Here is a 26,759-nt window from a genome sequence, read left to right as displayed (position 1 = left end):
GTCTTCACAAACCATTAAAGAGAACACCCCATTTTAATAAAATGGATGCCGGTCTGTTATTATTCCCTGTTCCAGAAGGTAACCTGTGTAATATTACTGAACTTTGGATCGCCGCTGGCAACTTTCTTTATCAGGATGCGGATATAACGCACCGGCGGCGGATTTTCAGCCAGGCTTACTTTAAACGGTGCCGTCCCGTTGTCCGCCCGGTTCACGGATTTGAGCAATGTCCATCCACTGGCCTGCATCTGGGTACCCCAGCTGGCGTCATTTCCTTCCACGTTGGGAACGTTAAGCGTAGCAGACCCCCATATTTCATATTCAATGGGGTTATGACAGCAGTCCCTCCCGATCATTTCCATATAGGCAAGGCTGTTGTAGGTGACTCCCATGTCAAAGCTCAGGGGATACGGAAGCGTTTTCGCATCGTTGCTGTGAAAACAATCCTGCCAGCCCTGGGGTGCTGTGGCTCCATCCCAAAGTTGCCAAAGCGATGTCCAGTAACTGTCGTCCCATGACCGTCCATCCCCGTACAGGGACAACGGGCTGAACCGGCTTTTGTCGCATATAACAAACCGGTAGATCGCAGGAAAATCGTCGGCGGCCGCCGCTTTGAATGTGTCTATAGCCGTGCCTTCGGGTTTATAGGACGACCGGTAGGTAACCGGGGTACCGGATTTATAATTGCTGATGACGAGCTGGTCTTCCCCGGGCAACAATATTTTCTCCTCGGTGGTGTTGGACGTATTCGTGTAGCTGATAACCGTGGCAACATTACTGGTGTCCGCCTTTGCAAAATTCAGGGTCAGGGTGCCATCGTCCGCATACACATACGGATTGGCGGTATTCACATTCCGGTTTACAAGGGTGGAAGTATAGGCGTTACCGTACACCCGCACATTATTGAGCTCCTGGCCTATGGACCGGTTTCCTTTATCATCGTAGGAGCGGAGCACAAAGGTGTAAACGTATTCGCTCAGATCGGGGATCGTAACGGACACCGTATCTCCCGGGTCATGGGAGTTTGCCGGAACCACCACCGAGTCCTGCCCGTTGTTCCAGCTGATCACATACCGGATAATACTGGGATCGGGGCTGGGGTTCCAGGTGATGGCGGTCCTCAGATCGCCGGCCCTGTAAGAAAGCTTTTTCACAAGCCCGGGATATACCGACTCCCTGCCATCGAAATATTTTAAATAGTCATTGTCATATCTTTTACAACCAGGGCCAATGCTCAGGAACAATGTGTATAAAACGATCGTATGGATATATTTCATCTCAATAGTATTTAATACTTAATTACTGCGGACTCCCGTACAGGGTCATTTCCATTAAATTGGTATAACTCACGCCCCCCCAGGTCTGGTTTACTACAAACCGGATAAACCGTGTGGGGATCGCGTCGATCGGAACATTAAAATCCACCCCGTCTGCCATAAACTGCATATCCTGACTGTTGGCCTGGTTAGGCGGCAACCCGGAAGGAGGATTGGGGTAGGTAAACGTACCCATACTGGTCCAGTCGCCATGTGTTTCACCCAGCACGGCGGCATTGGGCAACGCGATATCGGCAGGGTCCGTTTTATTGGATCCCCAGATCGTAAATACCCGTGGATTCTGGTAGCCATAGCCGGCGCTGAGCCGTTCATAAAGCCGGAACCGGCTTAGCTTTGCGCTCATGCCCAGGCCCCAGGTGCCCTGTGTTACAGGGGCAATATTCGTGTGCCATCCCGGTTCTGTTGTTTTTCCGTCAAAAAGATAACGCAGCTCCCAGCCATAACCGATGGAGGCATCACTCGGCAATTTGTACTCATAGTATTTGGTATAATCCAGCGCCGTTTCAAACAAAGGGGTCAGGGTTTTAAACAGCGTGTCAGACCGGTTGCCGAACTGATCGGTCGTGTACACGCCAAATTTTGTGGGCGCCGACTCAAATCCGCGCACCGAAAAGCTGATGGCTTGTGTGGAAACAGCAACCGGATCTTTCTCTTCATACCGGTTTGCCGCTGCATCAAAATATACAATATGCATCGAAAGAGGCGCCTTAAAGCTATTGGGCCCGCTGACATTGACCCCTCCAAAATCCGGGCTTAGTTGCAGCTGGCTGTTCACCAATTCGAACTTAGGTGTCAGCGGGTTCACTTTTATCTTCACCGGATCCGATTTTACCTCCGCCCGGCTTACCACATAAAGCGTTACCTCGTATTCTTTACTCTCCGCAAAACCGTCTACTCTTAAGGTGTCGGTATAATAGCTGGCCTTTGTCTGCCGGGGTTTGTTCTCCCCGATACTGTATTCCGCCAAAACATACAACAGGTTGGGTATATTCGGCAAACTGTATATGATATTGGCACCGCCATTAAAATTCTCTACCCGCACATTTGTAATGGGATCCGGTTTGGAGGCATCCGTTGAAACAGGATCGTTATTCGATGCCGATTTCCGGCAGGCGGATATACCCAAAACCAGCAGCGCCATTGCCCAGATAAAAAGGTTCTGCATGACTATTTTCTTTTTCATATATCGGAGTATTGTAGCTGTTATTACCAATAGGGATTCTGTGTCAGATTGTTATTAACGATCGTTGCATCCGTTTTAATCGGCCATAAATAATTCTTCTGTCCGAATACCGGGATCAGCACGGTGCGCGGCTGATAATAATTCGCCGGGCTCTCGCCGTACACATTCCATCCCTGCAGCGGCCGGCTCAGCACATCCTGCAGCTCTTTCCACCGTCTCAGATCCCATCCGCTCTGTGCCTCAAAACACAGCTCAATGCGCCGCTCCTGGTGAATGATCTGCCGCAGCCCTTCTTTTGTAAGCGGCCGGGAAGGATTCTTCGAATGATCCTGCCAGGAGCTTACAACACCCTGCAGTCCGGCCCTGGTACGCACTTTATCAATATACTCGTACACCGTGGCAGACGGGCCGCTCGCTTCGTTCAGCGCTTCCGCATATAGCAGGTAAAGGGAAGCCAGCCGGATCACCGGCATCCGGTAGCTTTCGGTCTGAAAGGTTTCATCATACACGGTAAGATAGTTTGCGAGTTTCTTGGGCCAGTAGCCGGTGATGTTGGTGGAACCAACGCTTTTTGGTCCGGCCAGGGCGGTCGGTCCGCGGCCCTGTACATATTTGGGGGAATTGCCATCCGTTGTTCCGTTGCCAAACCAGATGCCGCCGTCAAAGCCAAGATTTGCGTAAAACCGGGGCTCCCGGTCAAAATTCATTTTAGCCGTTTCATACCCCAGCTTGATGTAGTTCTTATCCTGGTCATCAGCCGCCTGGGTGGCATAGCGGTTGGCATAGTCAAAATCCTTGTCTTCATTGATGGGCACGCCATTGCGCGTGTAAAACAGATCCGTAGTTGCAAACGGCACCGAGAAACTGGCAGGATTGGAGTTGGAGCTGGACACGGACTTATCCGTCATACGGGGCACTACATAATTCTGATAGTTGAACCCATAGTTCAGCGCCCAGATCACTTCAAAGTTATTCTCCCATTTTTCTGTAACCGCCGTTTGCAGGGTAAGCACCTCTTTCAATTCATCGTTCAGGTTGGTTAAGTTTCCTACCGGGATGAAGGTGTGCAGTTTGATGCCCACATCTTCTGCCTCCCCGATAGCAGCATTGCAGGCATCGGCAGCCTTTTGCCATTTTGTGGCATCGTATGCGGCAGGGAAAAGGTTTCTGCCATCCTTATCTTTAAAGTTCATATAGTCCGGGTTCCCGTTAAAGAGCGGACTTGCTGCAGTTGCAAGGACTTCGGCTTTGAACGATAGTGCAATTACCCGGGTAATACGCCCCAGCTCCTGCGCGCGGTTCTGAATGGTTGGCGGCAGATCCGGGATTGCTTCATCCAGCAGCGAAATGATATAGTCAAATGACTCGTCCAGGGTAGCTCGTTTTATCTTGGCCTCCTCTGCGGAAGTATTGATCGGCAGGTTCTGTTTGATCAAGGGGATCGGTCCGTACATCCGCAACAGGAAATAGTGATAATAGGCTTTCAGGAACCTGATCTCCCCCAGCCACCTGCTTTTTGTCTGCGCATCCAGATCGATGGGTTTATCAATATTCTCCAGCATGATGTTGCACCTCCTGATCGCCTGGAACATCGGTTCTGCGCCCCCTTCCCCATCCCAGTAATTGATCAGTGGGTTGGACGGCGTTTGTATGCCCTTGATCAGGCTGAAGCAGGCTTCATTCAATGCTCCGAACCCATTGGGATCTGTCGGGTACAATACTTCCGCCGCCAGCGTAAACCCGGGGTTGACCACAACATTGTATTGCCGCTGCATGGTGGAGTAACAGGCAAAAAGATAGTTCTCCGCTTCATTTTTATTCCGGAAAGCATAATCCAGTGTGCCCACGTTGTCCGGAACAATATCCAGGTATTTTTTGCAGGAAAAAAGCGAAAGGCAACATGCACCCAATAATATGAGCGGCAACTGTTTTCTTATATAGATTACAAAGCGCATAATTATAAATTTATATTGATCCCTACATTATATACTTTTTGAATCGGGTACGCAAAGCCGTTGCCTCCCTGTTCGGGATCCCATGTTTTAAAGGGGCTCCATACAAACAGGTTCAGCCCGTTCACATAAATACGGGCATTGGACAGCCAGGCTCTCTTCGAAATGCTTTCGGGTAATGTATAGCCGATCTCAACGGATTTTAATCTTAAAAAGCTTCCGTCGCGCAGCCACCAGGTGCTGTTCTGAACGTTGTTCTCTATAACATTCCTGCTGATCCCCAATCTTGGGTAGGTGGCATAGGTATTCTGGTTTGCCTCCGACCAGTGGTCGTTGGCAAACTCCGTCAATACCTGCGTATTGCCGTAAATATATTGATCGGGGCTTTGAATAAACGGGCTTACCCTCGACGGGTCTACAAAAAAAGATACCCTCGCCTGGCCCTGGAAAAATGCGGAAAGGTCCACGCCTTTATATCCTCCGGATAAACCAAAGCCATATACGATCTCCGGTACGGTCGGGTAGCCGATAAAGGTCTGATCCAGGTAATCGATGCGCCCGTCGCCATTCAGATCCTTGTACTTGATATCACCCCCCTGAGGAAGCCGGCCATTGGTACTGAAGCTTTGTATCGGGGCGTTGGCCGCTTCTATATCATCCACAAATAACCGTTCCGCCAGGTATCCCCAATAACGGTTAACGGGCTGCCCCACCTGGTACCTCCAGGGTTCGTTATAGCTGGGCTCCTCTTTCTTGATATACTTATTGGAAGAATAGGTAAAATTAGCGCGGGATTGCAGCCAGGCGCCGCCGGCAAAGGATTGCTTATAATCCAGCGAAAGATCCACTCCGTGGGACCGCACTTCGCCGAGGTTGGCGCTTATACCGGATTCAAGCCCCATGGTGGTGGGCACGTTGGCTCTTTGCTGCAAAATATTATACCGGTAATTAGTGTAGTATTCTGCAACCAGATTTAATTTTTTAAAAAGGGTAAGCTCTGCCGCATAATTGGTTTGCCGGGATGTTTCCCAGGTCACATCCAGGTTTTCATAGTTCCGGATAACCAGCCCTTTCCGTTCATATTGGTTATTGGTACCAAACTGTGCATAATAATTCCCCTGGTTAAATCCAACATCCGAAACATAAAAGAACCGTTGGGACCCAATGGCGTCATTCCCCACCAAACCATGACTGGCCCTTAATTTCAGCCGGGTAACAATGTCTGCAAAACCACCCTTCCAGAATGTTTCATTCGATACTACCCAGGAGGCTCCGATCGTAGGAAAGAACCCATACCGGTGATTGGCCGAAAAACGTTCAGACCCGTTGTAGCCAAAATTACCCTCTACAAAATACCTCCTCAAAAAGGAATAGGTGAGCCGCCCGGCGAGGCCGAGGTTCCGGTAAGGAAGCGCTTCCTGCAAGGTTTGTTTATTGGAATACAGGGTTTGCTGCCGTGTCGCAATGACTGTGCTGCTAACAGTATGCTCACCAAAGGTCCGGTTGTACTCCAAGGCTCCCTGCAGGTAAACAAATGTGCTGATATTGGTGCCACCAGGAGTATATGTCAGGTATTCCGTAGCTACATTATTCCCCGTTGGCTGGGGGTTTAACCAAACCAATGCGTATTGATCGGTTTCCTTGTCATAGGAGGCTATATTGTAGTAAAAGGGTGAGTACGCATTCTGGGAGGTGAAATAGGAATACCGGTTCGTATTAAAAAGCCCCCGGAACCGCAAGCCTTTTGTGATGAAATCAAAATTCTGGTTCAATTCAAACTGGGCAGAGATCCGCGACTCAGAAGCGTTTTTATGTCCCCGGAGCAAGGCCGCATAAGGATTATTATACTGAATACTGTTATTGGACAGGCCCGCATCCCCGATGCCTACATTTCCAAACAGGATATGCTGTGTATTGGCATTGGCCGCATCCGGCTCATAATAAGCAGGGAACAGCACCGGGCTGGTATGCATAGCAATATTATACAGGTCAGAAGCGAAAGACCCGTCTGTAGTTACCGGGCCATTGTACTCGCTAAAGGTACCGGAAAGACGAACGATCATTTCAGTGGTCCTGGTCAGGTTAAGATTGATATTGGACCTTAATTGATAATTTTCGAATTTTACATTGTTGTCGTTATTATTCCGGATATCCCGCTTCAATACACCATTATCAATATTATAAGATCCGGCCACATAATACTTCGCCACTTTACCGCCGCCGTTTACACTCAGATTGTTGCGTTGGGTAGTTGCCCTCTTCTTAAAAAGCAGGTCCAGCCAGTCCACCGCCGGGTACACGTAGGGATTGCTTCCGGTCACACCATTCATAACGTCCATTGTTCCCTGGATCTTATTGGGTGTAAACGGTACGGCGGCGGCAGGACCCCTTGTCAACGTGGCTTCATTGTACAGGTGCATATACTCGATGGGATCGACTAACTGCAGGGTCTTTGTAGATTGCGATGCCGAATATTCAGACCGGAAATTGATCTTTGCTTTCCCCTCTTTCCCTTCTTTTGTGCTCACGAGGATCACACCGTTTGCACCCCGGGCGCCATACAGGGCGGTGGCGCTGGCATCTTTTAAAATAGAAAAACTGGCGATGTCATCCACCTGCAAACGGGCAAGATCGTTGGCGGATAATTCCACATTGTCGATCAGGATCAGCGGGTCCTGCTTATATCCAAAGGTGGTTACCCCGCGTATAAAGAACTGGGCATTGTCCTGCCCCGGCTGGCCGCTGCGCTGATAGGAGATCATTCCTGCGATCTGGCCGGCCATCGCAGTGGTCAGATTGCTCGCGGGTATTTTAAGTTCTGTCGGCTGCACACTGGTAACCGACCCAACGACGGCCTCTTTCCGTTCTTTGCGGCCAAACGCCGTAACGATCACCTCATCGCCCGCAAGGGCAATAACCGGCTCCATCACGATATCAAACACCTGCGCATTTTCTGTAACCTTCGTTCTTTTTTCAGAAAACCCCACATAGGAAAAAAGCAACGAATCATTTACCGTCACATCCAGTACAAACTTACCGTTCTGATCCGTTGCAGTACTGGTCCGGCTCCGGCTCAGGTCCGAAACCGTAACGCCAAACATTACTTTTCCCGACGTATCGCGTACAGTACCGGTTATGGTAGTGGTTTGTGCCTCAATTTCTGAAGAAAGGAAAAGGGCAAACAGCAGCAGCAAAAACTTAAAAGGAGGACAAGTCACAAGCTCTATCAAAAAGCAAACAAATCGTCTGGTCATATTATAGCAATTAATAAAATGATTGATACAAGCACCGCATAATTGGCAATAGCTATCTATACTATCCTATACTATCCCACATCAAATATATAAAAAAATACGATCCAGGAAAAAATTTTTTTAAGTCGCCGGGATTAAAAAGCGCAAATGAAATTCCTGATGATCGGTATGGACGTTTGATTTCTTTTACAAAATTGAATCCTGCCGCTCCCAAAGTCAATGGCTATTCTTATGAAAAAACGGTACATTCTTCTGATCCGGGAAGGGAAAAATGAAGCACTGTTGTATGCAGCGCGGGCCGGTTCCCGGCTATTTCGCCAGTCCTGCCGGTGAAAAAAGAAAGAACATGCCGACCATCAAGATCAATAACACGGCATAATACCAATGTCTTCCGTTCCATGGCTGGGTATTGACCGCGGGCGAGCGTGGGATGCGAAACGGCTCACTCCTGGGATGCAAGCGGCCAATGATCAGCATCAGCAGGCTTGTAAGCAGGAAGAGGATCGCAAGTACATGCAGGTAGTGCAGGTTAAGGTCCATCAAAAACTGGGTGATCACATAGAGCGTCACAAAGAACACCAGCCCCACCTTTGCTGCAACCGGCGGAACCCTTTTTGTAAGCAGCCCGATGATCATAATGGTAAATACCGGTACACTGAAGAAGCTGGCTACCTTTTGCAGGTAATTGTAAAAACCGCCGCTGAAAAACATGATGTACGGTGAGAAAATAATGGCCGCAAGGATAACGCCCACCTGGAACAACTTACCCCTCCGCAACAGCTGCTGTTCGGTAAACTTTACATTCCTTTTTTCCAGCCAGGGTTTATAAAGGTTCATGGTAAACAAGGTGCCGGTACTGTTCAGACCGGCATTGAATGTACTGAGCGCACCGCCAAAAACAACGGCCGCCACAAAGCCTACCAGCAGCGGAGGCAGTATACCGCTGACCATTTTTGGAAATACCCCGGCGGTATTCTCCAGGCCGGGATACAACTGCAGGGCCACCAGGCCGGGCACATTCAGCAGCAGGGGCGCGATCAGCTTTCCAACACAGGCCAGGGAAATACCCTTTTGGCTTTCTGCCAGGTTTTTGGAGGCAAAGGCCTCCTGCACAATATACTGCTCCATGCCCCAGTAGTACACATTGATCAGCAGCATACCGGTAAACAGGGTACCAAAAGGCAATACGCTGCCCGGAGGTCCGATGGCATTCAGGTGCTCCCTGTTCCGGTTCAGCAGGCGATCCATCCCCGTAAGCACGTCACCGCTTCCAAGGTAACGGAGCCCGAACCAGGTGATCAGTACACCTGCGATCAACATCCCGATGCCCTGTACCACATCGGTGATCGTGATGGCTTTTAACCCTCCAAGCACCGTGTACAAGCATCCCACAACGCCAAAAAAGATCACGAGGAGGCGGATGGCCGCAAAATAGCTGATCCCCAGCTGCTCGTCGATATGGAACAACCCGTTCATGGCCACCGCACATCCATACAATACAGTAGGGATCAGGTTAACGATGTAGCTCAGCAGGAAGATAACCGATACCATCCGCTGGGTTTGCCGGTCGAACCGGAGGGCCAGGAAGTCCGGTGTGGTCACGGCTCCTATCTTCAGGTACACCGGCATTAAAAACTCCGCCACCAGGATCATGGCCAGGACCGAGCTCATGCCCCAGGCGATCACCGACATATTGGTGGTATATACAAATTCATTCTCACCAATGAACTGGTTGGCACTCATATTGGTGAGGAAAATGGAACAACCGATCATCCAGAAATTAAAGCTGCGGTTGCCCAGGTAATAGCCTACAGAGGTATTGTTCCGCTGCTTCCGGGTCTTATAAATGGAAACCGCCGCCGCCAGCAGCAGCAAGGAAAAAAAACCAATAAACGGATGGTTGCTCATAGCCGTTATTTGACCTGTTTATTTTATCATTCAATGGTGGTATGGCGTTCACAGATCATCCTTGCCCGGATATACCCGTTACCAGGGCGGGCTTATAAAGATCCCCGCCGCAACAGGACCGTCGGCAGGGTTTCCTGTATCCTGCGTCGTTTCAGCACAAACTGGGCCGACTTCTCTGCCATTGCTTCAAAGCTGGTGGAATAGGTCGTGATTCCGTCAAAAATGATCTCCTTTACGATCTCATCATTATGAGACAGGATGCCAATATCTTTTCCCAGTTTCAGCTTTTGAGACTTGGCATCCTTCAGCATCATCCACAGCTCCGCATTGTTGATCGTAAAATACACATAGCCCGGTTCAACAGAACCCGGTATATACTCCGGGCGGATCACACTTTTGATGCGGAAATCCTTTGTGAATTTTTTAAACGAAAGGAGGATCTCTTCCGGCGTATCGGCATTGGGGCGATGATAATAGATCATCTTTTTATACTTCCGGATCGCCGGCGCCAGCACTGCGAATGCTGAATAGGACGCATCAAAGAACTCTTGCGTGATGTGTGAAAATTCGCCTTTCATGGGCAGGTAGCGGTCGATCATCAGGAACTTGTCCGGTGGCAGCGTCTGCAGGATCTCCGCTGCCTTTTTATCCGGTATCGGCGCCACTACATACATACCGTATTTACCACGGATCCGGTCGATAATGCTTTCAAAGATCTCAATATTATTATGATGGAAAAAAAGATCCACATGCACATTCTTCCCCAGTTTGTTCCGGAAGGTTTTGTAAAAAACTTCCTGGAAACTGTCGAAAGCAAAGATCACCAGTGCCACACGCAGCTGGCTCCGCGTATTTTCGCGCGCCAGGAAAAAGCCGATCCGGTTTTTCGATTCCACCAGCCCCCGGCTGATCAGCTCTTTATATGCTTTGGCAATCGTTTCCCGCGCGTACCCCAACTCCTGGATCAAACTGTTCACAGAAGGCAGCATATCGCCTTTTACAATCACTTTTTCATTAACGGCATTGATAAAACCCTGTACCAGCCGTTCGTGCTTTGAAAGGCCCTGTACATGTTCCAATTCCCGGATCTGATCATAGATGCTTCGCATGGCAAAATTTATTGACGACAAATAAACAACAATATTTCCGGTTTCGCTGCGAAAATTTATACTATTCTATACCAATAGTACAGTTTTAGAAAATTTCCATAGATTTGCACAAAAGGATCCATAGAAATCTCGAAAACGGCCATTGCCGGATTGTTGCAAAGGCTGGTTTTGATGATCGATTGAATGCTTGATTAAAGGTTTGCTATTTTTCTATTATCCATTTAAAAATTCACCTATTTATGACGAAGAAAGCTCTTTTCTTTTTCCTTACGGCCGTTGCCCTGTGCCTGACGCTGCCGTCTTATGCGCAGCAAACCATCAGGGGAACAATAACAGATGCGCAAACAAAAAGTCCGGTTGCAGGAGCTACCGTCCGTGTAAAAGGCACTACTGTTGCAACTGCTGCTGACGAGCACGGTGCCTTTACGATTTCCGCACCCGCCAATGCAACGCTTCTTTTTCAATCGGTTGGGTATGCATTACAGGAATTACCTGCTGCCAATGACATGCAGGTGGCTCTTGTATTGCAGCCGGAGGACCTGGGAGAAGTGGTAGTGGTAGGCGCACGCATGCGCAAATCCGACCTCACGGGAGCCGTTACCGATGTAAATACGAAAGCGCTGATGGAGCGCCCGGTAACCAATATCAACCAGGCCCTGCAGGGAAATGCGCCGGGCGTATTCATCAGTCCCGGAACCCGTCCGGGCGATGACGCCACCATACGCATAAGAGGTACCAACACCATCAACGCCGGCTCCACTCCCATTTTTGTGGTGGACGGGGTGGTCATGGAAAATAACCAGGGTGGCTTTAATGCGATGAATCTTAACGATGTGGCTTCTGTGCAAGTACTAAAAGATGCATCGGCCACTGCCCTTTACGGTTCCCGCGGCGCCAATGGGGTGGTTGTGATAACCACTAAAAAAGGCGCACGCAGCGGCGGCGACGGACGCATCACCTATGATGCCTGGGCGGGCATTTCGAAGATCACCCAGTTGCCGGAACGGTTGAATGCCCAACAGCTTTTCGAGCTGCGCCTGGACGCTTACGCCAATGGATATTTAAAAGACAATCCCGGAGCCAACCGCCAGGATTATATCGACAACGTGCTGCTGAAAAACGAAGACAACAAATATTTTTCTGCCCAGGAAATGGCCGCTTACAACAGCGGTAAAAGTTACAATTGGCTGGATGAAGTGACCCGCAACGGTCTGCAGCAAAATCACGTACTTGGTTTTTCGGGTGGCTCTGAGCGCGGAGCCTTTTACCTGAGCGCCGGTTATGCAGGCATCAAGGGGGTGATCGAAAATACCAGGCAGGATAAATATACCGGCCGTTTTAATGCCGACTACAATATAAAAAAATGGCTGAAAGTGGGTACCAACACCGGGTTTACCCGCACCAGGGACGCCATTCCTTCAGATGATGTCTATAACAAAGCATTGAACGCGAATCCCCTGCTGGACTTTGCACCCTATCGCGACCCGGCTACAAGATACACGAGCGATTATCTTACGCTTTATTACAAAGCGCACGGTGAACAAAACAATAACGATTTCAACCCCTTCAACTCACTGCAAATCCAGCGCGACCGCTCCCGGAACCGGCTCACTTCTTCCAGTTTTATTGCCATCACCCCGGCTAAGGGATGGGAATTCCGCTCCACTTACGCATTGGATTATGGCGCACAGAACTGGTTCGAGTTTACGCCGCACAATATCCAGGAAGCGGTTCGCCACTACAACGGCGATGCCCGTGCCAAACACGAACGCTGGAGCGATACTTATTGGCAGTGGGACAATACGCTTACTTACAATACTACTTTTTCCGGCGATCACCGATTAATGGCGTTGGTGGGCACCAGTGCCAGCAAAAGAAGCGCTAATTATACCAAGGCGCAGGGCGACCGCTTTGCCAGCGATGACCTTTCTTACCACGATCTGGGAGGCGCTGCGGCCATTGAAAAATCGGTATTGGGTTCCGATTTCTACAACTACAGCCTGATGTCTTACCTGGTACGCGCCACTTATGACTATAAAAACCGGTACATGCTGACCGGTACCGCACGTTATGATGGCTCCTCCCGGTTCGCCCGCGGAAATCAATGGGGAGTGTTCCCTTCTGTCTCCGCAGCCTGGGTCATTACCAATGAAAGCTTTATGCAGCAGCAAAATATTTTTGACCAGTTAAAGTTACGGGTAGGTTACGGCGTGGTAGGCAATCAGGATATTGGCAACTATGCCTTCCAGACCCTCTATGGTTCGCTTGTCAATAATGGCAATGCACTGATCGCGAATGACGGTCGCCGGGGCAACCCTGATATTACCTGGGAAAAGCAAAAGCAAAGTAATATAGGGCTGGATATGAGCCTGCTGAAATCGCGGCTGAATATTACAGCAGACTTTTACTACATCAATAATGACAACCTGCTGTTAGACCGCTCGCTGGCCGGCACGGTGGGTTATAACCGCGAGTGGCAAAACGTGGGCCGGGTCAATAATAAAGGGATGGAGTTTTCCGCAACCGGCAAGATCGTTCAAACAAGCGACTGGAACTGGACCCTGTCCGGCAATATTTCTTTTGACCGGAATAAGGTAACCAGGCTGTATGCGGATGCTACTGAAATCTTTAATATCAATGAAAACGAAATACAGCGGGAAAGCAATATTTTCCTCGGGAAACCGGTGCGTACGATCTATACCCTGAGCGCTGCCGGTATTGCTACGGAAGCAAACCGGTCCGAATGGGAGCATTTGAACTTTAATGGAAAAACGATCAACCCGGGCGACCTGTTTGCAAGGGATATCTCAGGACCGGAGGGGAAACCCGATGGTATCGTGAGCAAGGAATACGACCGTATAGTAGTTGCCGGCACCGATCCTGAATTCTATGGAGGTTTTGGCACCAATCTCTCTTACAAAACCTTTGAATTGAACGCTAATTTTACGTACGCGCAAGGGGCAAGGAAGATCAGCAGCTATTATGAAGGCCTGATCAGCAGCATCGGCGAAAGCATGGCATCCGCCGACCTGCTGAACCGCTGGACACCGGAGCATACGGACGCAACGATCCCCCGGGTGATCGGCAATACCAGCTACAGCCGTTATTCCCCTTCGGAAACAGATTATTTCATTCAGAACGCCTCCTTCCTCCGCTTATCGGCATTAACCCTGTCTTATACACTGCCATCAACAATAACAGATGCATGGAAGTTCAACAACCTGCGCTTTTATGTAACAGGCTCCAACCTGTTTTGCATAACGCCCTACAAAGGATTTGATCCTGAAACCGGCGATTACGGCTATCCGCCGGTAAAAATGTTTGTATTTGGACTGAATGTCAGCCTTTAACCTCAAATAGTAAAATATGCAACGCAAAATAGTAGTAGCAGGACTGATCGCTTTAAGTGTATACACGTTGTCCTGTAATAAATTCCTCGATGAAAAAAGTTTAACGAAGCTGGACATCGGCCAGGTATATTCGGATCCCGACCTGGTGGAGACCAGTCTCCAGGGTATTTATGCCAACTGGAAAAATATCCGCACAGATGAACAAAGCCTGATCATGATGATGGGTACCGACGAGACCCAACAGGGTGCATTCCAGATGAAGAGCGATCCCGGGAAAGGTGGCCTGGACCGCTATGATGCAAATCTCAACTCCAGCCTGAACCACATCGCCAATCAATGGAATCTTCGCTGGCCTGCGGTGAACGAAGCGGCCCGGATCATACAGGGTTTGAGCAAAGAAAATCCGGAAGCAGGTTCCCGGGAAGCAAAACTGCTGGGAGAAGCCTCCTTTATCCGTGGTTTTCTTGATTTTCAACTGGCAATGTATTGGGGTGAAATTCCGATCCGCGATATGGACCGGGAAGCAGAACTGGGAACGCGCAGGCAACCCCTCAAAGATGTATGGGCATTTATTATTGCCGATTTTCAGCGTGCGGCCGACAGGATACCAAAGGAAAGCAATCCGACCCCTGCTCCCGGAAGGGCCAGCTATGGCGCCGCCTGGGCTATGTTGGGTAAGGCCTACATGTCTGCTCCGGTTGCCACCGGCCTGCGTGATTTTGCCAAAGCAGCGGAATGTTTTGAAAAAATGAAAGACCTTTACCAGCTGGTACCCGATTACAAAAACCTATGGGATTACAATACGCCCAATACCGCGGAATCCATTTTTGAGTTTCAGTTCAGCCCCATATACCCTAATAATAACAAGATCCAGTTCCAGATAGGTTCAAGAGCCGTTCAGGGTTATTTTGGCGATGGATGCTATTACTCCGGTTACGACAAACTGGTACCCACCAAATATGCTTATTCCATGGTGAACGATGGTGGTGTATGGGAGACCGGCGATCAGCGCAGGGAAGAAGCGATCCGTTACGACTTTACCTATTATGGTGTGACCCCGGATCTCAAATATGTACTATGGGAGGATTTAGGGACAGACTATGATGAGTTGGCGCCACATATAAAAAAGTATGAAGATTTCAGGACAGACAAACATGCGCCCGATCAAATTAACAATATGTGGAATTCGGGGAAAAACATTCCCGTGCTCCGCCTGGCCGATGTACTGCTTTCCTATGCTGAATGCCTGAACGAAACAGGAAGGACGAGCGATGCGATGGAGGAGGTGAATAAAGTACGCGCAAGGGCCTGGGGAGGCACACTTCCGGCAGACAGGAAATGGACCGGTTTATCACAGGAGGCGTTCCGAACCGCCATTATGGATGAACGCATGCGGGAATTATTTGCAGAAGATTGGCGCCGTATTGATTTGATCCGTACCGGTAAATTTGTAACATTGGTAAAAACCCGTAATAAATGGGCGGCCCAAACAGGTCTGGTAAAAGAGTCCAATATGCTGTATCCGATACCCGATGTAGAGATCAAGCTGAATCCTGATATCAGCCCGGCCGATCAAAACCCTGGTTATCAATAAGAAAAAATCATGCGCATACCATTAAAAAAAATAAAAAGCCGGCTGCTCTGCTGTTGCCTGCTCCTTTCAGGCAGCTACCCGGTCATTATTGCCCAGGATGTTCAGCAATACAGGGACAGCGCAGTGATGCATACAACCACCTGCCGGATAACCTTAAACAAGGCCAGTGGCACCATCAGCTATCGCTTTGCCAATGGTACGGCACTTCTTAATACCACGGCCCTCTTTAAAGACAAAAAAAAGGGAACGGTCTCAAGCAGCGGATTCGCTCGGCATTCGGTGTCCCTGAATGCATTCGGGGATAAAACCGGAAAAGGCCTCCGGGTTATCTTTAAACATGAAGGAGGCATAACAGGCTTAACACTGACACAGGAGCTCCGGATCTACAAAGACCGGCCGGGACTGTTGCTTACCGCTGCACTGCAATCCCTCAACGGGGCAGTGCTCGAATCCAATTACAGCAGTCCGCTTGCCGTGCTGCCGGAAACAAGCGGCTCCGTACATATCCCCGGGAATATGCCACGGGTGCTGGATGTGCCGTTCGACAATGACAACTGGGTAAAAATACTGGCGGCCGGCTGGGAACCATCACACCCGCCATCCGGAACGAGTTATGAATTCATATCCCTTTATGACCAGGAGCAGCTTTCCGGGTTTGTTATGGGGGCGGTGGATCATGACTTCTGGAAAACCGGCATTCGCTACGGCGCATCTGTATCCAAAGGATGGTTGGATTCCCTGGTAATTTTCGGTGGGGCATCCACACCGGACAATTCCACGCTTCCGGCCGAGTACGGCGGCTACGATGGCACCCACGATGTGGTGGCACACGGAGCCATGAAGGGTATGCACATTGTTGCACCGCTTGTTTTTATGGATGCCTCCCTCAGCAGAACAATGGCCTTCGAGCACTATGCCCACGCCAATGTACAGCTCAATGGCGCCCTGCAATGGAAACATCCGGCCCCCTTTTACTGGAACAGCTTTGGAGTGGAAGGCGTTCTGGGATACGAAAAAAGGATGATGCCCGCAGACGTTCCCAAAATCGTGGACTACCTGGCAGCGCTCCCCAATTTTTCCAGGCAGCGCAGCACCGTGCTGAGCATCGATTCTTACGACCAGGGCATTTATACAAAAGACGTGCTGCATTCCATCGGCAGCTATGCGGCGCAACACCGGCAACGACTGGGCTTCTATTTTATTCCTTTTGCTGTGTGGACCTGGAAAAGCTCCGTGGAAACAGGTAAGCTCCAATATACCGAAACGCCCATACGGGAAGTAACACTAAAGGACAATAGTGGGAGAACCATTGTTTATAAGAACGGGGATTTTGGCGCGTTCCCGCTGGATCCCACGCATCCCGCCACCCGCCTGCGGATCATTGGTGAACTGCAAAAAGCCAAAGCGATCAACGCTAAATTCTTAAAGATCGATTTCCTATCCGCAGGCGCGCTGGAATCCACCACCCGCTTTGATCCGAAAGTACACACCGGTATGCAGGCCTACAACAGGGGTATGAAAATGCTGAAATCGCTGATCGATTCCATCCTGGGGCCGGACATCTTTATCACCCAGGCCATCTCCCCTTTATTCCCCTATCAGTATGCACATACCCGGTTTCTTTCCACAGATATTTATTCCCACTTCAGGGATGACCTTCCGGGATTTCCGCATTACGGAAGCACGGCGTCTTCCATGATCAGCGCTTCCCACCTGGGATGGGCACAGGGTGTTTTTTGGCCCTATACCAATATGGATGTGGTGGTAATGAAAAATTTTCAGAAGAATGCAGACATTCCCGAGCAGGATGTACGCACCCGTCTTATCAGTATGATCACCATGGGAAGCATCCTGGGGGATGGTACCGATTTCAGGGACAGCATCGCCGCGGCAAGAGGCCGTACCTACCTGAACAATGCTTCCCTGTGCCGCTTCTTTTCACATCCACGGGCTTTTCATCCGTTAAAATTACCGGATGGGCTTTCGCAGGATCAGCAGCTCAGCTTTTATCTACCCGGCGACACCCTGTTGTTATCCACCCTGAACTTTAGCTTAAGCCAGGATTTTAATACCGTATTTTCGCGAAAACAGATGCGCTTGCAAAACAGGAATTATAACGTGACCGATTTTTTCACAGGCCGGACCATTGCCACCTGGAAAAAAGAGCAGGAAACCTTCCCGGTGAATACCAGCGCAAGGGACGCACAATTGTTTCAACTCATTCCAATTCACTAAACCTTTAGCATGAACGTTACAAAAAAAATATCCGGACTGATCGCAGCTGTTTTTATTCTTTTCGGATCGGCATATGCTCAAACGATCACCATCCCCGTCGAAACCAGGAATGTAGCCGTGGTGCTGCAAACAGACAAAAACAATCATTTAAAGATCATCCATACCGGAAAAAGATTACAGGCGCCGGAAGAATATCCAGCAGCAGACCGGATGTACCATCTTACCGGCGACGGCGGCAGCTCTAACAACAGTGCCTTTACAGTGGCAGGTATCGACAACAATTTCTCGGAGCCGGCCATTGCTGTGGTACACGCAGATGGGAACAACTCACTTGACCTTCGTTATGAAAACAAAACAGTCATCAATGAAGATGACGCTACACTTACAAAGATCACTTTAAAAGATGCGGTCTATCCGTTTTATGTAGATCTTTTTTTCAAGGCATGGAAGCAGGAAGACGTCATTGAGCAATGGAGCGTGATCCGGCATACGGAAAAAGGAAAAGTAACACTGAACAAATACGCCTCTGCCAATCTTTACTTTTACAATAAGGACTATTATCTCACCAGCTATAACGGCAGCTGGGCAAAAGAGATGCAGCCGGAGCACACACAGCTGAAACAGGGCATGCATACCATCCAATCTCGACTGGGCACCCGCGAAAACCTGATCGGCTCCCCCAATTTTATGCTGGCGCTGGATGCACCTGCTACAGAAACCAGTGGAACGGTAATGCTGGGTCAGATCGCCTGGAACGGCAACTACTCCATCCAGTTTGAAACCGACATCAACAAAAAAATGCACCTGGTGGCGGGCATTAACCCCTACCAGTCGGCCTACGATCTGCAGCCCGATACATCTTTTGAAACACCACGGTTCACCTATACTCTTTCATTTACCGGAACCGGCACCGGAAGCCGCAACCTGCAGGCCTGGCTGCGCAATCACCAGTTGCTGGATGGAAAAGGCCAGCGCCTTACCCTGCTGAATAACTGGGAAGCTACTTATTTTGACTTTGACCAGGAAAAACTGGTAGGGCTCTTCAAAGGAGCAAAAGACCTGGGGGTGGATCTTTTCTTACTGGATGACGGCTGGTTTGCCAATAAGTATCCCCGGAACGGAGATAAGGCCGGGCTGGGCGACTGGCAGGAAAACAAAAAGAAACTGCCGGATGGTATCCCCTACCTGGTAAATGAAGCAAGGAAGCAAGGCATCAAATTCGGCATCTGGATCGAGCCGGAAATGGTCAATCCAAAAAGTGAATTGTATGAAAAACACCTGGACTGGGTACTGCGGGAAGAAAAGCGCCCGGAGATCTATTACCGCAACCAGCTGGTACTGGATCTTACCAACCCGCGGGTACAGGATTTTGTGTTTGGTGTAGTGGATGGTTTATTTAAAAAGAACCCGGACCTGGCTTTTATCAAATGGGATTGCAACGCCCCCATTTTTAACGGGCACTCCAAATACCTGGAGCAAAGCAAGATCCCGCAATCGCATTTGTATGTAGAATACACCCGCGGACTTGAAAAGGTACTCCAACGCATCCGCGCCAAATATCCCACGGTGCCCATGATGCTGTGCTCCGGCGGCGGGGGACGTTCGGATTACGGATTATTAAAATACTTTACCGAGTTCTGGCTCAGCGATGATACCGATCCGCTGGAGCGGGTATTCATTCAATGGAACTACTCCTATTACTACCCGGCCATTACCATGTGCAACCACGTGACGGACTGGGGAAAACAACCTTTAAAATACAAGGTGGACGTAGCTTCTATGGGCAAGCTTGGGTTCGACATCCGCGCCAACGAGCTCAAGCCGGAAGACCGCTCTTTTTGCCAGCAGGCGGTTAAGAACTACAACGGATTTAAGGATATCGTCTGGCATGGTGATCTGTACCGGCTGGCCAATCCTTATGAAAAAGACCTTGCATCCCTGATGTTTGTCGACAAGGACAAAAACCGGGCGGTCATGTTCAATTATCTTACAAACGCGCGGTATATCAGCGAAGCCGCTGTAAACCCCATTCCATTACAGGGGCTCGATCCCGCAAAAAAATACCGGATAAAAGAGCTCAATCTCTACGACAAGCAAAAGACCACCCTCGATGAAAGCAAAATTTACAGCGGTGATTTTCTGATGACCATCGGATTCAATCCCAATGTAACATCCAGCCGCTCCAGCGTGGTGCTGAGCATCGAGGCGTTGTAGAAGCGAGCTGTCAGCTTTGAGTTTTGAGCCATCAGAAGTCTACCGCTAATGGCTGACAGCTTTATCGCGCTACCGTAAAAACCCTGTAAAAAACCCGTGCTTTTACGCTTTGATACGCCTGTTCATGAGGGGAACTTTATGTCTGAAACAAAACAGAAGCATATGTCCCTCAAACATGAACTCCCGTTAAAGCAAAAAAAAAGCGGATACCTGCAATTCTTAGGTGGCTTTTTTATCTGTGGCACGGTGGCAACAGTCGCGCTATTCATCTATGTGCTGCTGGATCTGCTGCGGTAGTACCTGGTGCACCGTATGCATGTAATTGATCACCGCTATTTTTATGTCACAAATACACGGCGCTGCGCCAATGGCGCAGCGTAAAAACACTTAGCACTTCCCCGCCACGGCGTGTATCCCCAGGTGGCATCTACCCCTTCAATCCACAATCCGGGTAGTGCGTCTAAATCAGTTTTTGTTCATTTGCATTCCGTGGCGATCTTTGTTCCGGCTGCCTTCCGATTGCGTATTTATTTACTCCTGCACCGCGCGAATCACTTTTGATACCCGCTGCGTGCCATCCTTATCCACCTGTACGATGCGTACAAACAGCTTACCGCTTTCGATGGTTTTGGCAATATCCCTTTTACTGCAGGAGAAGGCCAGTGCACAAAGCAGGACTGCTGCCATTATAAGCGTTTTCTTTTTTTTGCGACTGGAAACCACTAGTCCCAGCAATAAGAACCCGGCGCTTACACCCAATGCCGTTAACGGAATGGAACTGCTGTACTCCAGCGAGGTGTTGCTGTTACCATCTGCGGCCTTGCTTTGTACCGTTTGAACGGTTCGCCAGTTCGTGCCGTCTGCAGAAAGCTGTATTAAAAAATGATCATTATTGGTTTCTGTTTCCGTGCTCCAGTTTACCAGCAGCCGGCCATCTTTTATAACCGCGGTAAAGACGCCAAACGATACCGGCAGCACACTCTGACTTTCATAAGCGCCCATATCGATATTGCTGCCCGACAGGCGTATGTTGTCGGCCAGGTCGCGGTCGTTGCTGATGGTGCCGCCAGCGCTGGTATACAATGCATTGCTGCCGCTGTTTTGCGCCGGGCTGCCTGGCTGCAGTGTATACTGCCCGTTGGCCGCATTTGTAAAAAGCGGGTCAATACCGGTTAAGTTATTATCCGCACCATTACCGGTGTTAAAAATCTGTGTAATGCTGTTTTTTACAACGATGGAGGCATTGGGGGCGTTTTCAACATCGGCCCCGGCTGCGGCAGCATCCCCGTTCTTTTGGTTGCCCCATATAATACTGTTGTATACCGCGGGCGCCGCAAACACCCGGTTATTGAACCCGCCGCCGGTAGCAGCACTGTTGCCGGTAATCGTAGCATTGGCAAAAACAGGCGCGGCATTGGCATTGTACACACCACCACCCTCGTTTGCGCTATTGCCGCTGATGGCCAGGTTCCTGAAAACAGGGGAGCCGGTGTTCTGGTTGCCGATGCCGCCCCCCTTACCCGCTTTATTGCCGCTGATGCGGCTGTTGGTAAATACCGGCTGGGCACCATCGCAAATAAAGATACCACCGCCTCTAGCAGCAGCCGTATTGCTTTGAATGATAAGTTTGGTAAGCTGGGGCGATGCTTCGCCGCTGTACATGCCACCCCCATCGCCCCGCACAATGTTCTTTGCATTTACCGCTATTGTTGAAGCAGGGTTTGCACTGTTGGTATGACCGCCGCTGATGGTAAACCCATCCATACCGGCGCTGCCGGCATTACCGGAGGCCACCACCACGTGATAGGCATTTTCATTGTTACCGGTAATAATTAAAGAGGCGCCACTGCCGCTTACCACATCATTATTATTAAAATCGCCGCTTAAAATGCTGCCGCCTGCATCAAAAATACGGGCCTGCCACGGCTCCGTAATGCCGCCTTCCGGGTCAAAGCCGCCATAAAGCTTTACATTGGGTACCAGCAAAAAGGCCCTGTCCCGGCTGTCGGCCGGGTTGGCCGGGTCCGTATGGTTATCCTCCGGTGTGTACCCCGGCAGGTACCGGCCTTTGGCTACATAGATCTTTAACGGGGCGTTTGTTGTCCAGCTGCTTTTGTGCGCAGCGGCCCATTGCAGCGCATCTGCCAGATCGGGAACGGCATTTTCCCAGGAAGATCCGTTGCCGGTATACCCCGCGGCCATTTGGTCCACCGCCTGGTTTACATACAGGATATTGGCGGCATTGGGTGCATAGCTGCCGGCATTGAGCCATACCCAAAGATGCATGGCATTGATATCTGAATTTGTGGCCAGGTCCTGCTTGCCATCGCCGTTAAAATCGGCCATAGCAACCGAGTATAGATTGCTCATAAGCCCCGCAGAATACCCCGTGCGAAAGGTGCCGTTGCCGTTACCGGTTAAAATAGACAGGTTGCTTGAGGATACGTTTGCCACGGCAATATCGGCATTACCATCCCCATCCAGGTCGCCCACTGCTACCGCTGACGGGCTCTGCCCCGCCCTGTAAACGGCCTGCGGACCAAAGGCTCCGCTGCCGTCATTGCGTAATACAGATATGGAGCCATCGGCGCGATTGGATACCACCAGGTCCTTATACCCGTTGCCGTCCACATCCGCAATGGTAACGTAATGCGCATACCGCCCCACGGGGTAGCGGACAGGAGAGCCAAAGGTTCCATTGCCGGTATTGAATATTACCGAAACCGCGTTACCCGCTCCGCTGGCGGCTGCTATGTCCGGGCGGCCGTCATTATTAAGATCGGCCACCGCCAGCTGCCGGGTGCCACCGGCATCAACAGCTACCGGGGCGGCCAGGGTACCGTTGCCGGTATTCAGATAAACGGATACGATGTCCCCATCTTTTTCTACCACCACATCGGCCCTTCCATCACCGTTAAAATCGCCGGCGGCTACGGCTAAAATATTATTGTCGATCGGGTAATGCGCTGCTGCGGCAAAAACGCCACTGCCATTATTGCGCAACAGCACCAGTTGCCCGCCCGGAAAGGCGCCCTGGGCGTTTACGGTATCGATTACTGCAACGATATCCTGGTGGCCATCATTATCCAGGTCGCCAACAGCCAGGTCGTTTGTTTCACTGCCCGGCAGGTATACCACCGCTGCGTTAAAGGCTCCGTTGCCCTTATTGAGCAATACGTTTACGCCATTATCTGCCGCCGGGTTCCAGAAACCATTTGCAATGGCCAGGTCCGGCTTACCATCGCCGTTAAAATCGGCAGCAATTACCTTTTTGCCCACCAGGCCGGCCTGGTAACCGGCTTTTGAAAATACCACCTGCGCTGCCGAAGGCAGGCACAGGCACAGGACGATCATGCACACGAAGGGTTTCATAAGCTTTTTGGCCGGGGGCATCATGTTTATCATTGCATTGTTGTTTAACGGTATGCCTGGTTAAACCCAATTAATGGAGGCTGTGTGATTCCATAAATAGCGCGGTTTATAACGAGGCTTGGGTCGTAGTTTTTAAATAGATAGCCGTAAAAATAAAGAAAATAACCCAATAAGCCGGCAGGGCAGGGCTACCCTTGCAACATAGGGTGCCGGCTACGTTCACCGGATAAGTGGTTTTCTCAAAGGGAGTCCGCCTTTAAGATGCTCCGTGTACCGCCGGCAACAATGTTGATTACGATTATGGGCATTAACGATTCAGCAGCTTTATCGTTCTTTGATATATCAGATAGCGCCCCCGGATGAACCCATGTATTTTATGCGATGCCATTACGCCAGCTTATAAATAAACTCTTCTATCTCTTGCTGCCGTGCATTGGCAAAGCCTTTATCCTTGCCGGTTCTTACAAAACCACACTTTTCCAAAACCTTTTGAGAACCGATATTATCAAAAGCAACCCGTCCAAAAATGGGCCGGGCATTTTCAATGACCAGAAAGTTCTTAAGCGCCGCGGTGCCGATCCCTTTGCCCCAGAAATCCCGGCCGATCCAGTAGGTGATCTCTGCATTGCCCTCCATTTCAAATTTTGAGATACTGCCGGCAATAGCATTGCCTACCACGATGGTACGCATATGCACTGTAGGTTCGCTCAATAATTTTGTGTACTTATTTAAATACGCCGTTTTGTTTGCCGGATCTTTAGCAGTAAAAGCCGCCAGGTAATTGGCTTCTTTGTCCAGCTGAAAGATAAAGAATTGCTCCAGATCAGCAACCACTGTCGGCTGCAATAGTATTTTGTTTTCCATTATCATTTGTTAGGATAAAGGCTATCTACAAATATGCCGATAACACATTACGCTCTTAATATTTTTCGAAATCACGCAAATCTATACAGCAATCCTGCTTTTCTTCCAGTTGGTATCCGAATGATTACGACAACTGTTCTTTTACACGCCAGCATTCCCCGTCTTCACCGCCCCCGCCCGTTTGTAATTAGCAAAAATCACGCCGCCCGGGCTAATGGTGCTCTCCGTTAATGTAAATGCTGCAGGAATAGGACCGTCTTCAAACAGCTTTTTACCCGTACCAAGCGTCACCGGAAAAATCTTGAGCCAGAGTTCATCCACCAGATCCTGGTGCAGTAACAGTTGTACGAGTTTGCCACTTCCCCAGACCTGTATGTCCGGGCCGCTTGTATCCTTAAGTTTCCTGATCCCATCCAGGCTTTCGAGAAAAACGGAGTTTCTCCAATCCGAACTTTTCCGGGTGGCAGACAGCACATATTTGGTACCCGCATTGACAGCCGGCCAGAAATCGTTATGTTGTGGCCAATAGTCTTCCCATATCTCAAATGTTTTCCTACCCAAAAGATAATCGGCAGGTTGCATCTGTTTTTGGAAGACCCTGCCGGATTCCTCATCCCCGTAAGCCGCTGTCCAGCCGCCATATTTAAACCCGCCGGACACATCTTCTTCCGGGCCTCCGGGGCCTTGCATCACTCCATCCAATGTGATCATTTCTGATACGATTATGTTCCGCATGATATGTATCTCCTTTTTTAAAGTTGCCCAAAAATGATTTTTTACAATACGAAGCTCGCCCATAAAATCCGTGTTTTTGCAGTGTAAATACGACAATTTTGGGGGAGGAAAGCGAGGGGATTAACCGGCCTGGTGATTTTCCGCAATAATGCCCAATCGCATTCACGGTATTATTGCAATAACTGTAAGGCGAAAAACATTTCGCCCGAAAATGAGACGGATATTGATTCGCCCCAACGGGTTTCCCCGTTTCGTTCCCCATCACAAATAGTCGGACCCATCGTCCGCGGGTCTAAAATAGGCATTACCAAGTGGTTTCGCTGGTATGAGAATGATTTCGCGTCCAGGGCCAAAATATCGCAACGCAATTATTTCGACCACATTATCCGTAATAACACGGAATACCAGCACATTGCACAATATATGATTTTCAACCCCGCAAATTGGTATAACAGGCGTTGAAAATGTTCAACCCTTACCGCGACGGTTTCCCGGGTTTTGCATTACTTTGCAGCCGTTTTAAAAACAGCAGCATGCAGTATTTTGAAGGATCGGCAATCACCCATATCGCCGTACATAAAGTGGGCAATCAATCGGAAGACGAGTACCTGACGCTTTCTAAAAAAGAGCTGGCGGTAGACCCGGAAGTGAAGGAACTGATGACCCGCTATTTTCTGAATCCTTTTAAGTCGGAAGAATATTTCCAGTTTTACGCCGAAGGCCATATCAGCTCCAATGAGGCCTGGAACTATGTTTCCGCCATTTTTGAAAAGCCGGAGCAAACCCTGGCCCAATCCAAAAACCTGGCCCAGCACCTCTACAACCAGGGCACCCATCCCAGCATTAAAGGCGGGGAATTTTACGTGGTGTATTTTAAAGAAGGGCTGCTGAATGGTGAAACCGTGGACGCCATCGGGCTGTTCAAATCGGAAAACAAGGAGCCATTTTTAAAAGTGTTCCCTGTAGAAGATGCGTTTGAAGTGGAAAGCGAAGAGGGCATCAACATCAACAAGCTGGACAAAGGCTGTATGATCTTTAATACGGATAAGGAAAACGGCTATATCATTTCCGTTGTGGATACCAAAAATAAATCGCCGGAGGCCCGTTACTGGACCGATAGCTTTCTGCGGATCCAGCAGCGGCAGGACCAGTATTTTAATACAGAAAGTACCATGGCCTTGTACAAATCATATGTAGTGGATCATTTGCCGGAGCAATATAACGTGACGAAGGCCGATCAGGCAGACCTGCTGAACCGGAGCCTCAGCTTCTTTAAAGAGAAACAGCATTTTGACCAGGAAACCTTCAACAACGAAGTACTGCACCATAAAGAATACGTGGAAAGCTTTGATCGTTATAAGCAACACTATTCCGCCGAGCGGGATATTGAGATCGCGGATAACTTCTCCATTTCACCTGCAGCGGTAAAACGGCAGAACCGGGCTTATAAAAGCGTGATCAAACTGGATAAGAATTTTCATATCTACATCCACGGCGACCGGAACATGATCGAGCATGGAGAGGACGATAAAGGGCGGTTTTATAAGTTGTATTTTCATAATGAAGAATAAGCGAAGCACACCCACCCTTCCAAACTGTTAAAACCGGTTAATAAAATATAGAAATCCGCCAATATAGAATGATGAATGTTC

At 49.5% G+C, this 26,759-nt stretch carries 15 protein-coding genes; 6 read left to right on the top strand and 9 right to left on the bottom strand.

Going from position 1 to position 26,759, the window contains the following annotated elements; genetic code table 11:
* Positions 1–59 precede the first annotated feature (59 nt).
* From B160_RS0105350 to B160_RS0105320, 6 genes are all read right to left on the bottom strand, one after another.
* A complete protein-coding gene (locus B160_RS0105350) occupies positions 60–1,277 on the bottom strand; it encodes a DUF4998 domain-containing protein (RefSeq protein WP_018626853.1) in 1,218 nt (405 codons plus the stop codon).
* 22 nt (positions 1,278–1,299) lie between these two features.
* A complete protein-coding gene (locus tag B160_RS0105345; RefSeq protein ID WP_211218051.1) occupies positions 1,300–2,520 on the bottom strand; it encodes a DUF4959 domain-containing protein in 1,221 nt (406 codons plus the stop codon).
* Positions 2,521–2,543: 23 nt separating this feature from the next.
* A complete protein-coding gene (locus B160_RS0105340) occupies positions 2,544–4,475 on the bottom strand; it encodes a RagB/SusD family nutrient uptake outer membrane protein (RefSeq protein ID WP_018626851.1) in 1,932 nt (643 codons plus the stop codon).
* A 2-nt stretch (positions 4,476–4,477) separates the two neighbouring features.
* Positions 4,478–7,726 (bottom strand): SusC/RagA family TonB-linked outer membrane protein, encoded by a 3,249-nt coding sequence (locus B160_RS0105335; protein ID WP_083927667.1) that lies wholly within the window; start codon positions 7,724–7,726, stop codon positions 4,478–4,480.
* 309 nt (positions 7,727–8,035) lie between these two features.
* Positions 8,036–9,634, bottom strand: a complete 1,599-nt coding sequence (locus B160_RS0105325; RefSeq protein WP_018626848.1) for a solute:sodium symporter family transporter — start codon at positions 9,632–9,634, stop codon at positions 8,036–8,038.
* 92 nt (positions 9,635–9,726) lie between these two features.
* Positions 9,727–10,743 carry a GntR family transcriptional regulator gene (locus B160_RS0105320; protein WP_018626847.1) on the bottom strand — a complete coding sequence of 339 codons (1,017 nt, stop codon included), beginning with the start codon at positions 10,741–10,743 and terminating at the stop codon, positions 9,727–9,729.
* Positions 10,744–10,982: 239 nt separating this feature from the next.
* Between B160_RS0105320 and B160_RS0105315 the strand changes: the two genes are divergently transcribed.
* The 5 genes from B160_RS0105315 to B160_RS32365 all read left to right on the top strand — a co-directional run bounded on the left by B160_RS0105315 (position 10,983) and on the right by B160_RS32365 (position 20,433).
* Positions 10,983–14,093: a SusC/RagA family TonB-linked outer membrane protein gene (locus tag B160_RS0105315; protein WP_018626846.1), complete on the top strand. Its 3,111-nt coding sequence runs from the start codon at positions 10,983–10,985 to the stop codon at positions 14,091–14,093.
* Positions 14,094–14,109: 16 nt separating this feature from the next.
* A complete protein-coding gene (locus tag B160_RS0105310) occupies positions 14,110–15,687 on the top strand; it encodes a RagB/SusD family nutrient uptake outer membrane protein (protein WP_018626845.1) in 1,578 nt (525 codons plus the stop codon).
* A 9-nt stretch (positions 15,688–15,696) separates the two neighbouring features.
* The gene (locus B160_RS0105305) at positions 15,697–17,922 is read left to right on the top strand and encodes an alpha-amylase family protein (protein WP_018626844.1); all 2,226 of its coding nucleotides are present in this window, start codon (positions 15,697–15,699) and stop codon (positions 17,920–17,922) included.
* Positions 17,923–17,931: 9 nt separating this feature from the next.
* The gene (locus B160_RS0105300; RefSeq protein WP_018626843.1) at positions 17,932–20,136 is read left to right on the top strand and encodes an alpha-galactosidase; all 2,205 of its coding nucleotides are present in this window, start codon (positions 17,932–17,934) and stop codon (positions 20,134–20,136) included.
* Between the two features lie 162 nt (positions 20,137–20,298).
* On the top strand, positions 20,299–20,433 hold the full coding sequence (locus tag B160_RS32365; RefSeq protein WP_018626842.1) for a hypothetical protein: 135 nt from the start codon (positions 20,299–20,301) through the stop codon (positions 20,431–20,433).
* A gap of 234 nt (positions 20,434–20,667) precedes the next feature.
* Here B160_RS32365 and B160_RS30450 read toward each other — a convergent pair whose 3' ends face one another.
* From B160_RS30450 to B160_RS0105280, 3 genes are all read right to left on the bottom strand, one after another.
* A complete protein-coding gene (locus B160_RS30450) occupies positions 20,668–23,508 on the bottom strand; it encodes an FG-GAP repeat domain-containing protein (RefSeq protein ID WP_169539996.1) in 2,841 nt (946 codons plus the stop codon).
* A gap of 387 nt (positions 23,509–23,895) precedes the next feature.
* Entirely contained in the window at positions 23,896–24,372 is a 477-nt protein-coding gene (locus B160_RS0105285) for a GNAT family N-acetyltransferase (RefSeq protein WP_018626840.1), read from the bottom strand.
* Between the two features lie 141 nt (positions 24,373–24,513).
* Positions 24,514–25,107, bottom strand: a complete 594-nt coding sequence (locus tag B160_RS0105280) for a dihydrofolate reductase family protein (protein ID WP_026309541.1) — start codon at positions 25,105–25,107, stop codon at positions 24,514–24,516.
* Between the two features lie 533 nt (positions 25,108–25,640).
* Between B160_RS0105280 and B160_RS0105275 the strand changes: the two genes are divergently transcribed.
* Complete coding sequence (locus tag B160_RS0105275; RefSeq protein ID WP_026309540.1) at positions 25,641–26,678, top strand: nucleoid-associated protein; 1,038 nt, start codon at positions 25,641–25,643, stop codon at positions 26,676–26,678.
* The last annotated feature ends 81 nt before the right edge of the window (positions 26,679–26,759 follow it).

Source organism: Niabella aurantiaca DSM 17617, from assembly GCF_000374125.1.
GTDB classification, from domain to species: Bacteria; Bacteroidota; Bacteroidia; order Chitinophagales; family Chitinophagaceae; genus Niabella; species Niabella aurantiaca.
Note: the sequence above shows the minus strand (reverse complement) of the source record. Positions and strands in the feature narration are given on the sequence as shown.